Genomic DNA, 12,349 nt, shown 5'->3' with positions numbered 1-12,349 from the left:
TCAGAAGTCGCTATCGAGGCCGTCTTGAACCTGTTCCGCCGCGCGCAACACGGCGCGCGCCTTGTTCTCGGTCTCTTGCCATTCGGATTCCGGCACCGAATCCGCGACGACACCCGCCGCCGCCTGCACATACAGATTGCCGTTCGCGATCACGCCGGTGCGAATTGTGATCGCCAGATCCATTTCGCCGGTGAACGACAGATAGCCGACTGCGCCGCCGTAGAGGCCGCGCTTCACGGGTTCGAGTTCGTCGATCAATTCCATCGCGCGGACTTTCGGCGCGCCCGACAGCGTGCCGGCCGGGAAAGTGGCGCGGAGCACGTCGAAATTAGTCGTGCCGGGCTTCAGCTTGCCTTCAACCGAACTCACGATGTGCTGCACGTGCGAGTACTTTTCGATCACCATCTTGTCGGTGACGACCACCGAGCCGATCTGCGCGATGCGGCCCACGTCGTTGCGCGCGAGGTCGATCAGCATGACGTGCTCGGCGATTTCCTTCGGGTCGTTCAGCAGTTCAGTGGCGAGTTCGGCGTCGCGTTCCGGTGTGTTGCCGCGCGGACGCGTGCCGGCGAGCGGACGAATCGTGACGATACGATCTTCGCCGCGCTTTTCCTGGCGCACGAGAATTTCCGGCGACGCACCCACCACGTGGAAGTCGCCGAAATTGTAGTAGTACATGTACGGCGACGGATTGAGCGAACGCAGCGCGCGATACAGCGACAGCGGGTTGTCGCGATAGGGTTTCGTCAGACGTTGGCCAACCTGCACCTGCATCAGTTCACCGGCGGCGATGTATTCCTTCGCCTTGCGCACGGCGGCGAGATAGTCGTCTTTCGCAAACTCGCGGTATGTCTCGGTGCGCACACTCGCCGAGGTGACCGGCGGCTCGACCGTTGCGCGCAAACGCTGACGCAGTTCGCGCAGACGCTGCTTTGCCTTCGTGTAAGCCTCGGGCTGCGTCGGGTCGGCGTAGATCACGAGGTACAGCTTGCCCGCGAGGTTGTCGATCACCGCGACTTCCTCGGTCAGCAACAACTGGATGTCCGGCAGATTCAGATCGTCTTTCGGCGCGCTATGCGCGAGCTTTTTCTCGATGTAGCGCACCGCGTCGTAGCCGAAATAGCCCGCGAGGCCGCCGGCGAAACGCGGCAAACCCGGCCGCTGCGCGACCTTGAAACGGCTTTGAAACTGCTGGATGAACTCGAGCGGATCGCCCTCGTGCGTTTCGACAACCTTGCCGTCGCGTACCACTTCCGACACGCCGTTGCGCGTGCGCAGCAGCGTGCGCGCCGGCAGGCCGATGAACGAATAGCGGCCAAAGCGCTCGCCACCCACTACCGACTCCAGCAGGAACGAGTTAGCGCCGTTGCGCTCGGGTTGCGCGAGCTTCAGATACAGCGAGAGCGGCGTTTCGAGGTCGGCGAGCGCTTCGGCGATCAGCGGAATACGGTTGAAGCCCTCGTTGGCGAGGGACTGGAATTCGAGTTCGGTCATGTTCCGATCCTGTACGTAGGTCCGGCGGCAGCGTGCGTCGGACAAAGCGGGGCATTGCGCGGCCGGTCAGGCGTTCGTGCGTTTTTTCGATGATGAACCGACCGGCGCGATTTTCCCATCGACGCGAGCACGGAGTTCCAGCCACGCACGTACTTTGCAGGTACACGCAGGCGGAATCAGCCGATGCAGCGAAACAGAACGATGGAAAAACGCGTGAGCGCAGCGAAGTAAAAAACGGTTGCCGAAGACGAGCTTCAGCGTACCTCAGGCGAGGTTAGCGCGACCAGCGACGCCAGGGCCAGGCTCCCCGGTCGATGCTAATCAGACTCCGTTTTTTATTCAGAAACATGAGGATGAAGGACTTTTCAAGTCGTGGATTGGTGCGCTGCGATCGCCTTGGCGGCGTCCAGCAGCGAGGCAACTATACCATCGGATTTTATTGTTTGTATAGCTTGCCCATGGTTGTAGCCATAGGGCACGGTGAGCGTCGCCATGCCTGCCGCGCGGCCCGCCAGCGCGTCGTTTTCCGAATCGCCGATGGCAACCGTGGCGCGCGGTTCCACTCCGAGTTGCGCGGCGGCGGTGAGCATGGGCAGCGGGTCCGGCTTCTTTTTCGGCAGACTGTCGCCGCCGAGCACGACGCTGAAGTAGTGTGCGAGCCCATATTGCTGCAGCAGTTCGAGCGCGAAGCGATGCGGCTTGTTGGTCACGCACGCCAGCTTCAGACCGGCGTCGCGCAGCGCGGCGAGGCCGGCTTCCACATCTGGATAAAGGCGTGTGTGCAGGCCGTTGATCTTCGCGTACTCGGCCTGATAAATGGCGAGCGCTTCGTCAAAACGGTCCTGCGCGTGCTCTGCTTCGAAGCGCGGCGCCAGCACGCTGCGGATCAGATGCTCGGAGCCTTTGCCGACATAGCCGACCACTTCTTCACGCGACGTTTCGACTGCGTCGAGTTGCGCGAGCATGCCGTTCAGGCCGGCGGTGAAATCGTCGGCGGTGTCGACCATCGTGCCGTCCAGGTCGATGATCGCGGCTTGCAGGCGCGGGCCGTTGACAGTCGGGGCAGGGAACGAAGCGGTCATGTGGCGCGAGTGTCAGTGCTGAATGTTGGCGAGCGCGCAGCGCATCTTGTCGATCACGACCTTGTGATCCGGCTGGCCGAAAATGGCCGAGCCAGCCACGAAGGTATCCGCGCCGGCCGCCGCGATTTCGGCGATGTTGTCTACTTTCACGCCGCCGTCCACTTCCAGATGAATCTCGCGGCCGGTGCGCTCCTTGTACGCGTCGATACGCTTGCGCGCTTCGCGAAGCTTGTTCAGCGCTTCCGGAATGAACGACTGGCCGCCGAATCCCGGGTTGACCGACATGATCAGCACGAGGTCGAGCTTGTCCATTACGTGATCGAGGTAATTCAGCGACGTGGCGGGGTTGAACACGAGGCCCGCCTTGCAGCCGTGGTCGCGAATCAGCGACAACGTGCGGTCGATGTGGTCCGAGCCTTCTGGGTGGAAGCTGATCAGATTCGCGCCCGCTTTCGCGAAGTCCGGCACGATGCGGTCGACGGGACGCACCATCAGGTGCACGTCGATCGGCACGTCCACGTGCGGACGGATCGCCTCGCACACGAGCGGACCGATGGTCAGGTTCGGCACGTAGTGGTTGTCCATCACGTCGAAATGAATCCAGTCGGCGCCGGCGACGACGACGTTGCGCACTTCTTCCCCGAGGCGGGCGAAGTCGGCGGACAGAATGCTGGGAGCGATTCGGAATTGCGTCATGGCGGCGGGCGGATGCAAGCGGGAAAGCGTCATTTTACCGTGTTGTGTCGCGCACGCGCGAAGCGGCGGGCGGGCGCCGGAACGACGCGCGGCGCAGCCTCGGGCTTGGGCCGCGAGGATGGCAAAACGCCTTAAGCGTCCCTGGCCAAAGGATATGTCCGGTTGCGGGCATGTCGCGCATGACGCAGAATGCCAATCCATGGCGCTGCGTCGCCAATGACCGCTTAAGCCATTGGCACTCGGGCTTTCCAGCGATTTTGTCGCCCCGTTTCACCAGATTGGAATCAGGATGAGCCAGTACGAATTCAGCGTGTCGGCGCAGGTGCAATTCCTGCCCGAAGAGTCGGTCCCGGAGCGCCGCCAGTATGCGTTCGCCTATACGCTGACCATCCGCAACACCGGTCAGGTGCCTGCACAATTGATCGCGCGGCATTGGGTGATCACGGACAGCGACAAGACCGTGCAGGAAGTGAAGGGTTTGGGCGTGGTCGGGCACCAGCCGTTGCTGAAACCCGGCGAGCAGTTCGAATATACGAGTTGGGCGGTCATTGCGACGCCGGTCGGCACGATGCGCGGGGAGTATTTCTGCGTGGCCGAAGACGGCGAGCGTTTCGACGCGCCGGTGCCGGAGTTCATTCTGCGCATGCCACGCACATTGCATTGAACCGTGAGCGCGGTTCACGGTCTTTAACGGTTCTATGCGCGCCGTGGAATGCGTGAATCGGCGCCGCTTCAGCGCGGTTCTTGCGGCTTCTGTGTTTCCTTGCTGCTGGCGCGCGCCGCTTTCTTTTTACCAGACGACGTCCACACAACGATGAACACGAGCAGGAACAGCGCGAGAAGCGATTCCAGCGCGAAGATGAGCATCGGGTATTCGTCGAACAGATCAGACATGGCGGTTTCCATTAAGAACGAACATTGTAGGCGTTTTGTCCGCGCGACCGGAGCCTGGCTCAGCGCGCTTTCAGTGGCGGCGATTCTCGCCGCTTGCGGTGGCGGCGGTGCGGTTCGCCCTGTGGTTTCGCCGCCCACGGGCGCGGCGATCATTCCCGGCCAGATCTCGGCGACGCGGCTCACGCCGGTGGCGTGGCAGCAGGTTCCTGGCTGGCAGGACGATTCTCTGATCGGCGCCACAGCGGCGTTGCGGCAGAACTGCGTGAGGCTTGCGCGCCAGGCGAACTGGGCGCGGGCATGTGCGGCGGCGGCGCAACTCGACGATCTCGACGCCACCAGCGCCCGCGCATTCTTTGAAGCGTATTTCACACCCTTTCAGCTAGCGAATACCGACGGCACGCTCGACGGACTCGTCACCGGTTACTACGAGCCGTTGCTGCGTGGCTCGCGCACTCGCCACGGCGTGTATCAGACGGCGCTTTATCGTTGGCCTTCCAGCTATCGTCCTGGCGCGGCGATGCCGCCGCGGGCGCAGCTCGAACGCATGGGCGTGCTCAACGGCAATGAACTCGTGTGGGTGGACGACCCGATCGAAGCGTTCTTCCTGCAAGTGCAGGGTTCCGGGCGCATCGTGATGGAAGATGGCAGCGTGATGCGCCTCGGTTTTGGCGGCACCAACAACCAGCCGTATAAATCCATCGGACGGTGGCTCCTGGATCGCGGCGAACTCACGCCCGCGCAGGCCACCATGCAAGGCATCAAGGCATGGGCGCGCGCGAACCCGAATCGGGTCGATGCGCTGCTCGATACGAACCCGCGTTTCGTGTTTTTCCGCGAGATGCCGTCGGCAGAGGGCGTGTCCAAAGCCGGCGCCGATGGTCCTATCGGCGCTTTGGGTGTGCCGCTGACGCCAGAGCGTTCCATTGCCGTCGATCCGACCTCGATCCCACTTGGGACACCGGTGTTTTTGCAGACCACGCGCCCGCTGACGAACTCGCCGATGAACCGTCTCGTGTTTGCGCAGGACACCGGCTCCGCGATCAAGGGCGGAGTGCGCGCAGACTACTTCTGGGGCCTCGGCGACGACGCCGGCGATCTCGCCGGCAAAATGAAGCAGGGCGGCCGGATGTGGTTGCTGCTGCCGAATTCCTGATCTGGACTACGGCGCGCGAAGCCTTGCCGGAGGTGGCTGTCGCGCGGCGGTCCGGCTTGACCGCCGCTCCTGGCGCGGCGCAGCTTTGTGCGATTCCCGACGCTCGGCTTAAAGCCGCGACTTGCGCTTATCGACTACCCGGCGCGCCTTGCCTACCGAGCGTTCAATCCCGTTCACCGCAAGCACATTCACCACAGCGCTGACGCCGATCAGCGCTTTGATGTCGTAGGCCAGCGCCTGCTTGGCCGTGTTCAACACGGACGTGTCCGGCGCCGTTTCCGGACAAGGCTCCACGTTCAGCGTCAAAACGTCGAGCGGGCCTTCCCTGGTGAGTACGATCTGATAGTGAGGCGCGAGCGCGTGCTGCTTGAGCAGCAACTCCTCGATCTGCGTGGGAAACACGTTGACCCCGCGCACGATCATCATGTCGTCTGAGCGGCCGGTGATCTTTTCCATACGACGCATGGTGCGCGCGCTGCCCGGCAAGAGACGCGTGAGGTCGCGCGTCCGGTAACGGATGATCGGCAACGCCTCTTTGGTCAGCGACGTGAACACCAGTTCGCCCAGTTCGCCGTCCGGAAGCACCTCGCCCGTTTCGGGATCGATGATTTCTGGGTAGAAATGATCTTCCCAGATGGTCGGGCCGTCTTTTGTCTCGACGCATTCCGACGCCACGCCGGGGCCCATCACTTCCGACAAGCCGTAGATGTCGACAGCGTCGATGCCCATGCGCTTCTCGATTGCGTGACGCATGTCGTTGGTCCACGGCTCCGCACCGAAGATGCCTATGCGCAGCGAACAACTGGCCGGGTCGACGCCCTGGCGTTCGAGTTCGTCGGCGATCGAGAGCATGTAGCTCGGCGTCACCATGATGATGTCGGGCCGGAAGTCCTGGATCAGTTGCACCTGTTTTTCAGTCTGACCGCCGCCGAACGGGATGACGGTGAGGCCTGCGCGCTCTGCGCCGTAATGGGCGCCGAGGCCGCCCGTGAACAGGCCGTATCCGTAGCTCACGTGAACTTTGTCGCCGGGTTTGGCGCCCGCGGCGCGGATTGAACGCGCAACCAGATTCGCCCACGTGTCGATATCGCGCGCGGTGTAGCCCACCACAGTGGGCTTGCCGGTCGTGCCCGACGAAGCATGAATGCGTGAAATTCGGTCTTGCGGCACAGCGAACATTCCGAACGGATAGCTGTCACGCAAATCTTTTTTCGTCGTGAATGGAAAGCGGGCGAGGTCCGCAAGCGTGGTCAGTTCGCTCGGGTGGACGCCAGCTTCGTCGAACTTGCGACGATAGACCGGCGAGTTCTCATAAGCGTGGTTCAGCGACCATTTGAGCCGTTCAAGTTGAAGCGCACATAGCTCGTCGCGGCTGGCGGTCTCGATGGGGTCGAGGGGAAGGGCGGTGGTCATCGAATGTCTCCTTGCTGCTTCAATGCTCAGGTCTGATATGCGTTGCGCTCACGCGCGAAACCAGGTGCGGCGTTCGCCGACCGCGCCCTCTGCGGGGGCTCGGTTGCCGGTGTCACCGATCAATGGCGCTTTGGACTGGCGACTCTTGCGAGGAGCGTCTTGCGTGCGCCTCTTTGCCGGTCATGCCGACACTCCTGCGTCTTAGTCCGGTGACGCCCCTGCCGTGCGGGATGCTATCGGCGGGATCACATTGCCTTTGATCTGCGCCGATTTGCCGCGAAACATCGCGATCGTATCGCCCGCACGATTGGTTACTCGAATATCGTAAATGCCCGTGCGCCCGCTCAATGTCTGCTCGACCGCCTCTGCGGTGAGCACGTCGCCACCATGCACGGGTCGCAGGAATTCGATCGAGCATCCTGACGCGACGGTGTTCAGGTTGTACGAGTTGCAGGCGAACGCAAAGGTCGAATCGGCGAGCGTAAATATCAGGCCGCCATGGCAGATTTGATGGCCGTTCAGGAAGTCGTCCCGTACGGCCATGCGCAAACGCGCGTAGCCGGCGCGCACTTCCATGATTTCGAGACCGAGCGCGCGGCTGCACGCATCGTTTTCGTACATCGCGGCGGCGGTTGCGCGGGCGAGTTCGTCGGGCGTCATTTCGGCGGGATACAAAGGTTGCGTCGACATATCAGCGGCCCTCGAAACGCGGTGAGCGTTTTTCGACGAAGGCTTGCACGCCCTCTGCATAGTCGTGCGAGGCACCCAGTTCGCGTTGCAGATCGCGTTCGAGATCCAGTTGCTGATCGAGCGTCTGAGTTGCGCCGGCGCGCATGGCCTGCTTAATTGCGGCGATGGCGCGCGTCGGTTGCTGCGCGAGTTGCGCCGCCAGTTTGGCTGCGGTGGCCGCCAGTTCCTGATCGTCCACCGTTTGCCAGATAAGTCCCCAGCTTTCGGCTTTTTCGGCGCTGAGTTTGTCGCCGGTAATGGCGAGTCCTAATGCGCGTGCCATGCCGACACGCTGTGGCAAGAACCAGGTGCCGCCCGAGTCCGGCACGAGGCCGATCTTCACGAATGCCTGGATGAAACTGGCCGAACGAGCCGCGAGCACGATGTCGCAAGCGAGCGCAAGGTTTGCGCCGGCGCCCGCAGCTGTCCCGTTGACTGCCGCTATGACGGGCAACGGCAACGCTTGCAGTCGGCGGATCAAAGGGTTGAAGTGCAAGTCGATCAATTCGCCCAGATCGGTCATCGCGCCGGGCGTGAAGTCGAGGTCGGCGAGGTCTTGTCCTGCGCAGAATCCGCGCCCCGCGCCGGTCAGAACGAGAGCGCGGGCACCTGAGGTTTCGACCTCGTTGAGCGCCGCGTTCAGCTCCTGATGCATCGCGCGCGTGAAGCTGTTCAGCTTGTCCGGGCGGTTTAGCGTGATGGTTGCTACGCGGCTCGCTGCGTCGATGTCGAGGCCGATCGCTTCATATGCCATTGGGTGTCTCCTCAAAGTCTCTTTTTGCCAGGCTGCAGCGCTTACGTAAGGGGTCAAAGCCGTTCGATTACGAGCGCGATGCCCTGGCCGACGCCGATGCACATCGTGCAGAGCGCAAATCGGCCGTTGCTGCGTTCCAACTGATGCAGCGCGGTCGTGACAAGGCGTGCGCCCGATGCACCCAGCGGATGGCCGAGCGCAATTGCTCCGCCGTTGGGATTGACGCGCGGGTCGTCGTCGCGCAGGCCGAGCATGCGCAGAACCGCGAGGCCTTGCGACGCGAACGCCTCGTTCAACTCGATCACGTCCAGCTGATCGAGCGTCATGCCCAGTTGCCTGAGCAGCTTTTGCGTGGCAGGTGCCGGCCCAATGCCCATGATTCGCGGTTCGACGCCCGCCGTTGCCATGCCCACCACGCGTGCGCGACGGCGCAGGCCATATTGGTCGGCCGCCTGTTGACTGGCAATGAGGAGTGCGCAAGCGCCGTCGTTCACTCCCGACGCATTGCCTGCGGTTACGGTGCCGTCGGGGCGGACTACGCCCTTGAGCTTGGCCAGGCTTTCGAGCGATGTTTCGCGCGGATGTTCGTCGAGCGTCACACGAATCGCATCGCCCTTTTTCTGCGCGATTTCCACGCCGACGATCTCCTGTGCGAGCGTACCGTCGCGTTGCGCGCGGGCAGCCTTCTGCTGGCTGGCCAACGCGAATGCGTCCTGATCGGCGCGGCTGATCCCAAACTGCTCAGCCACATTCTCCGCGGTCTCAGGCATTGAATCGACGCCGTACTGACGTTTCATTAGCGGATTGACGAAACGCCAGCCAATCGTCGTGTCGTGGATTTCCGCCTGCCGCGCGAATGCGCTCGCCGCCTTGCCCATGACGAACGGCGCGCGAGTCATGCTTTCGACTCCGCCGGCGATCATCAACTGCGCTTCACCTGCCTTGATTGCGCGCGCGGCTGTTCCGACGGCATCCATGCCAGAGCCGCACAGACGGTTTATTGTCGCGCCGGGCGCGTCTGCCGGCAGTCCCGCGAGCAGCGCCGACATGCGAGCGACGTTACGGTTGTCTTCGCCGGCCTGATTGGCGCAGCCGTAGATCACGTCGTCGACGGCACGCCAGTCCACGCCAGGATTGCGCTCGATCAATGCCTTGATCGGCACGGCGCCGAGGTCGTCGGCCCGGACATCTTTCAGGGCGCCGCCGTAGCGGCCGATGGGAGTGCGAATCGCGTCGCAGATATAGGCGTCGTTCATAAGGTTCCTGCTGGGAAGACCGGCGCGCGGGCCGATCGGATGTCTCATGTTAGTTGGCGCGCACGGCGTGGTCCATTCGACCAAACGGCATAGGACACGCCGTGCGTTTGTCTTATGACGTTCAGCCAGCTACCGCCGGCGCGGCTTTCGGTTCAACATGAACGCGGCTCTGAATTACACGGAAGCGATTCGCGACGAAGGCCGCATCGGCGAGCGCGGCATTTGCAGCCGGATTCGCGCCGGTGCCATGAAAGTCAGAGAAGGCGGCCGACTGATTGACGAACACACCGCCCGTCAAATTGATCGATAGCGCGACGCCGCCGCGAATCGACGCCTCGTGTGCCTGGTCGAGCACGGCTTCGTCGGTGCTGTAGACGGACAGGGTGAGTGCGCCGTGCTCGGCTGCGATGGTGCCGGCGAGATCGAGGGAATGAGCGGTCGAGTCGGCGGCGATAACGAACGATATCGGGCCGAACCATTCCTTGGTGAACTGCTCGCCGTCGGTTGCAGCGTCGAGTTGCAGCACGAGCGGAGTGCGCACGCGGGCACCGGCGAAAGCCGGGTGCTCGAGCGCCTGGCTTTCCACCAGTACGCGGCCGAGCCTGGTAGCTTCGTCAACGCGCTGGGCGACGCCTTCGTTCTGAATGGCGCCCAGCAGTTCCACGGCGCGGGCTGGGTCGGCAACCAGTTTCTGCACGGCACCGGCAATGGCCTGAGCGACTTCGTCGAAGCTGAGCGTGCCTTCCGCAGTCTGGATGCCGTCGCGCGGCACGTAGATGTTTTGCGGCGCGGTGCACATCTGGCCGGAATAGAGCGCGAGCGAGAAGGCAATGTTGCGAGCAACGGCTTTGATGTCGTCAGCCGAATCGATCACGATCTGATTCACGCCGGCTTTCTCGGTGTAGACCTGCGCCTGATGCGCGTTGCGCTCGAGCCACGTGCCGTTTTGCGTGCTGCCGGTGAAATCGATCAGTTTGATCTCCGGGCGCACGGCGAGGCTCTGGACGATCGCGCCGTCGTTCGGTTCAGTTGCTAGCAGCGTGACGACGTTTGGATCGAAACCGGCTTCGCGTAGAACGTCCCGCGCAATTCGCACGGTCACGGCGAGCGGCAGAATTGCGCCGGGATGTGGTTTGACGATCACGGCGTTGCCGGTTGCGAGGTCGGCGAACAGACCCGGATAGCCGTTCCACGTCGGGAACGTGCAGCAGCCGAGAACGAGCGCGGTGCCTCGCGGTACGATCGTGTAGCGCTTCTGCATGGCGAGTGGAGGGTTCTTGCCTTGCGGTTTTTCCCAGTGGGCGTCGGCGGGGATGCGGCGCAATTGGTCCCACGCGTACACGACGGCTTCGAGCGCCCGGTCCTGCGCGTGCGGGCCCCCGGCCTGGAAGGCCATCATGAAGGCCTGGCCGGTTGTGTGCATCACGCTATAGCCGATCTCGAAGCTGGCTCGATTCAAGCGCGCGAGAATTTCGAGCGATACGCCGATCCAGGCTTGGGGGCCTGCAGCGCGCCAGTCGCGTTGCGCTTCCGCAGCGGCCGCCAGCAGCGCGTCGGGATCCGATTTAGGGTATCGAATGCCGAGCGGAAATCCGAACGGTGATACTTCGGCGCCAACGGTTTCTCCGGTCGACGGTTGGTCCAACTCGAACGTGGCGTTCAGATGCGCTTTGAACGCGGCTTCGCCGTCCGCGTTGGCTGTTTCCCCGTACACTTTCGGGCTGGGCATTTCAGCGAAAGGGCTCCAGTAACCGCGCGTTTCGACCGCGGCGAGCGCCTTTTGCAGCGTGTCTTCGTGCTTGGTGAATAACGGATGTGTCATGGCAGAGGGCTTGGTGTACGTTGGGGAAAAGCCTGTCTAATAATTGACCGACCGGTTGGTTGGGGAATGTTAGCATTATTAAGATGGCTGCGCGAAGCGTTTTCGCGCTCGATTAACCACTAGGAGGCGGCATGGTTTACGAGAACATTCTGGTCGAAACGCGCGGGCGGGTCGGCCTCGTCACGTTGAATCGCCCTAAAGCGCTGAATGCTTTGAATGATGCTTTGATGGACGAGCTCGGAGCGGCACTGCGCGAGTTCGATGCAGACGACGCGATTGGCGCGATCGTGTTGACGGGCAGCGAAAAGGCGTTTGCGGCGGGAGCCGACATCGGGATGATGTCGACCTACTCCTATATGGACGTCTACAAAGGCGACTACATCACACGTAACTGGGAAACGGTTCGCTCCATTCGTAAGCCGATCATTGCAGCGGTGGCGGGGTTTGCGTTGGGCGGCGGCTGCGAACTGGCGATGATGTGCGACATGATCTTCGCCGCCGACACGGCGAAGTTCGGCCAGCCGGAAATCAAATTAGGAATCATGCCGGGTGCCGGCGGCACGCAGCGCCTGCCGCGCGCGGTCTCAAAGGCTAAGGCAATGGACCTGTGCCTGACGGCGCGTTTTATGGACGCCGCTGAAGCAGAGCGCGCCGGATTGGTATCCCGCGTGATTCCCGCCGCGTCTTTGATTGACGAATCGATCGCCGCGGCCGCGACTATCGCCGAGTTTCCGCTGCCGGCAGTCATGATGGTGAAGGAGTCGGTCAATCGCGCGTACGAAACGACGCTTGCCGAAGGTGTGCATTTCGAGCGTCGCCTCTTCCATTCGCTCTTTGCCACGGAAGATCAAAAAGAGGGGATGGCGGCGTTCGTCGAAAAGCGCAAACCGGTTTTCAAGCACCGTTAATACGCTTGTCAAAATAACGCTTGCAAGGCGCTGGCCGGCTCGCTAGAATCTCGCTCTTTCGTGCTCCGGACGCCGGGGCACGGGAAGCGGGAAAGCCAGTAGTGGCAAGGCTTCGAGCGGTGGCAGCAGGTTCAGGCAGTAACAGAAA

The 12,349-nt window shown here is 62.5% G+C and carries 11 protein-coding genes; 3 read left to right on the top strand and 8 right to left on the bottom strand.

Annotated elements, in window-relative coordinates:
- The 3 genes from trpE to rpe form a co-directional block, all read right to left on the bottom strand.
- Window positions 1–1,494, bottom strand: coding sequence for an anthranilate synthase component I (trpE, locus tag ACTJLB_RS31825; RefSeq protein ID WP_020070700.1), 1,494 nt, complete (start codon window positions 1,492–1,494; stop codon window positions 1–3).
- A gap of 365 nt (window positions 1,495–1,859) precedes the next feature.
- Window positions 1,860–2,576, bottom strand: a complete 717-nt coding sequence (locus ACTJLB_RS31820) for a phosphoglycolate phosphatase (RefSeq protein WP_440785610.1) — start codon at window positions 2,574–2,576, stop codon at window positions 1,860–1,862.
- Between the two features lie 12 nt (window positions 2,577–2,588).
- Window positions 2,589–3,272: a ribulose-phosphate 3-epimerase gene (gene rpe / locus ACTJLB_RS31815; RefSeq protein ID WP_440785629.1), complete on the bottom strand. Its 684-nt coding sequence runs from the start codon at window positions 3,270–3,272 to the stop codon at window positions 2,589–2,591.
- Window positions 3,273–3,561: 289 nt separating this feature from the next.
- Here rpe and apaG point away from each other — a divergent pair, with 289 nt between their 5' ends.
- Window positions 3,562–3,936 (top strand): Co2+/Mg2+ efflux protein ApaG, encoded by a 375-nt coding sequence (gene apaG / locus ACTJLB_RS31810; RefSeq protein WP_440785609.1) that lies wholly within the window; start codon window positions 3,562–3,564, stop codon window positions 3,934–3,936.
- Between the two features lie 150 nt (window positions 3,937–4,086).
- Window positions 4,087–5,319 carry a murein transglycosylase A gene (gene mltA / locus ACTJLB_RS31805; protein ID WP_033379729.1) on the top strand — a complete coding sequence of 411 codons (1,233 nt, stop codon included), beginning with the start codon at window positions 4,087–4,089 and terminating at the stop codon, window positions 5,317–5,319.
- 108 nt (window positions 5,320–5,427) lie between these two features.
- Here mltA and paaK read toward each other — a convergent pair whose 3' ends face one another.
- The 5 genes from paaK to paaN form a co-directional block, all read right to left on the bottom strand.
- Window positions 5,428–6,732, bottom strand: a complete 1,305-nt coding sequence (paaK, locus tag ACTJLB_RS31800; RefSeq protein WP_440785608.1) for a phenylacetate--CoA ligase PaaK — start codon at window positions 6,730–6,732, stop codon at window positions 5,428–5,430.
- Between the two features lie 201 nt (window positions 6,733–6,933).
- Window positions 6,934–7,422, bottom strand: a complete 489-nt coding sequence (gene paaI, locus ACTJLB_RS31795) for a hydroxyphenylacetyl-CoA thioesterase PaaI (protein WP_440785607.1) — start codon at window positions 7,420–7,422, stop codon at window positions 6,934–6,936.
- 1 nt (window position 7,423) lies between these two features.
- Window positions 7,424–8,215, bottom strand: a complete 792-nt coding sequence (gene paaG, locus ACTJLB_RS31790) for a 2-(1,2-epoxy-1,2-dihydrophenyl)acetyl-CoA isomerase PaaG (protein ID WP_087754932.1) — start codon at window positions 8,213–8,215, stop codon at window positions 7,424–7,426.
- A 53-nt stretch (window positions 8,216–8,268) separates the two neighbouring features.
- Window positions 8,269–9,471, bottom strand: a complete 1,203-nt coding sequence (gene pcaF / locus ACTJLB_RS31785) for a 3-oxoadipyl-CoA thiolase (protein WP_087754931.1) — start codon at window positions 9,469–9,471, stop codon at window positions 8,269–8,271.
- A gap of 121 nt (window positions 9,472–9,592) precedes the next feature.
- Window positions 9,593–11,293 (bottom strand): phenylacetic acid degradation protein PaaN, encoded by a 1,701-nt coding sequence (gene paaN, locus ACTJLB_RS31780; RefSeq protein WP_440785606.1) that lies wholly within the window; start codon window positions 11,291–11,293, stop codon window positions 9,593–9,595.
- A 131-nt stretch (window positions 11,294–11,424) separates the two neighbouring features.
- Here paaN and ACTJLB_RS31775 point away from each other — a divergent pair, with 131 nt between their 5' ends.
- Window positions 11,425–12,201, top strand: coding sequence for an enoyl-CoA hydratase (locus ACTJLB_RS31775; protein WP_087754929.1), 777 nt, complete (start codon window positions 11,425–11,427; stop codon window positions 12,199–12,201).
- The last annotated feature ends 148 nt before the right edge of the window (window positions 12,202–12,349 follow it).

It is taken from the genome of Paraburkholderia sp. 22098, assembly GCF_052045935.1.
In the GTDB taxonomy this organism is placed as follows: domain Bacteria; phylum Pseudomonadota; class Gammaproteobacteria; order Burkholderiales; family Burkholderiaceae; genus Paraburkholderia; species Paraburkholderia caledonica.
This window is presented reverse-complemented; position numbering and strand designations above follow the sequence as displayed.